The 1,480-nt window shown below is 58.7% G+C and carries 2 protein-coding genes and 1 tRNA gene; all 3 read left to right on the top strand.

Annotation, left to right across the window (positions count from 1 at the left end; all coding sequences use genetic code 11):
- Positions 1 to 208 precede the first annotated feature (208 nt).
- Positions 209 to 283 (top strand) — tRNA-Arg (locus ADADOO_RS17695).
- 22 nt (positions 284 to 305) lie between these two features.
- Complete coding sequence (locus ADADOO_RS17690) at positions 306 to 1,082, top strand: spermine/spermidine synthase domain-containing protein (protein WP_511278838.1); 777 nt, start codon at positions 306 to 308, stop codon at positions 1,080 to 1,082.
- 143 nt (positions 1,083 to 1,225) lie between these two features.
- The coding region (locus ADADOO_RS17685) for a hypothetical protein (RefSeq protein WP_511278837.1) at positions 1,226 to 1,480 on the top strand (255 nt) is incomplete at its 3' end.

Below are 1,480 nucleotides of genomic sequence, written 5' to 3'. Positions count from 1 at the left end.
GGATCGAGCAGAAAATCGGCGTGATCGAGAAGCGGCACGTGGCCGTAGGCAAGGCAGGCAGAGGAGAGTTTTAGGTAGGGCATGGCACGCATTGAAGCAGCGCCGAGCCGGCGCCGCGTTGGGAGAACCGGCATTTTAGCTGGTTGCCAGGGAGCCAACGCCATCTATCGCTAGGCTGGCCACATCGGTACAATTCGCCCTCTTGCGCGTCTCCATAGTTAAATGGATATAACGGCTCCCTCCTAAGGAGCAGTTCCTGGTTCGATTCCGGGTGGGGACGCCAGCCCATTCCCCGGCAAGTGGCGATGCGACCCGCAAAAAAAGCTCCCCAACATTCCGTCGATATCAGCGAAGAAACAGGCGTCCGCAATCTTCACTTCGGCTCCGACTGGATTCAGGGCGCCATGCGCATTGCCCGGCCGTGGTCGCTCGAACTGGCCTACACGCGCGAGATGATGGCCGGGCTGCTCATGCGGCCGACCGGCCAGTGGCCGCGCAGCGCGCTATTGATCGGCCTCGGAGCCGGCTCGCTGGCGAAATTCATTTACCGTACCCTGCCCGATTGCCGGATCACGGTGGTCGAGATCAATCCGCAGGTCGAGTTCATCGCCCGCCAGTATTTCAAGCTGCCCGACGACCCTCGCCGACTCGATGTGGTGATCGGCTGTGGCGCCGACTACATGCTGGGCGGCGACCGGCGTTTCGACATGATGCTGATCGATGGCTATGATCCCGACGCGAAAGCCGGCGTGCTCGACACCGAGCCGTTCTATCAGGCCTGCCGCGCCCGCCTTAGCGACAAGGGTCTGTGCAGCTTCAACCTGCTCGGCTGGAACAGGGGTTTCAAGGGCAGTGTCGAGCGCATCGGCGCTGCTTTCGATGGCCGGGTTGCCGTTTTTCCATCGTGCGACAGCGGTAATACCATCGCTTTCGCGACCGGCGGCGAGGCGGTCGATGTCTCGCTCGACGACTTGCGCGCCCGCGCCGTACAACTGAAAAAAGAGACGCGGCTCGACCTGCTGCCGACCATCAGCCGCCTGCAATTAGGCCATCCGCTGCCGGACAGCCGCCTGCGCATCTGACGCTACCGAGGGCTTGCTTTTTCCGGTTTTTCAGCCAGACTTAAATGATCCTCCACCGACAATAACGACAAGGCGGACAGAACAAAAATAACAAGCTAGGGGTACGACCCTGACTTTTTATTTTTCCTATCCAGGAGGACATTATGCTTTCCATTCAGGATGTTATTGACTATTGCGATCTCGACCAAGGCGAGATAGAGGCGATTGCGGAGCACGAACATGTTCCGATCACGATTGCCGCCGAGTTGAGTCAGTCCTTGCTGTGCTCACCCGATGGCGTCTGCCGGCTACATTCGATGATCATCGAAAATATGCAGCAAGCCCTTGAATCAGGTCATTTCCAGCACGTCAAGGATTTGTCGCAAACCTACGAACATCTGCAGCGGACTCACCCGATT

The sequence above is a fragment of the Azonexus sp. genome (assembly GCF_036170495.1).
In the GTDB taxonomy this organism is placed as follows: domain Bacteria; phylum Pseudomonadota; class Gammaproteobacteria; order Burkholderiales; family Rhodocyclaceae; genus Azonexus.
Note: the sequence above shows the minus strand (reverse complement) of the source record. Positions and strands in the feature narration are given on the sequence as shown.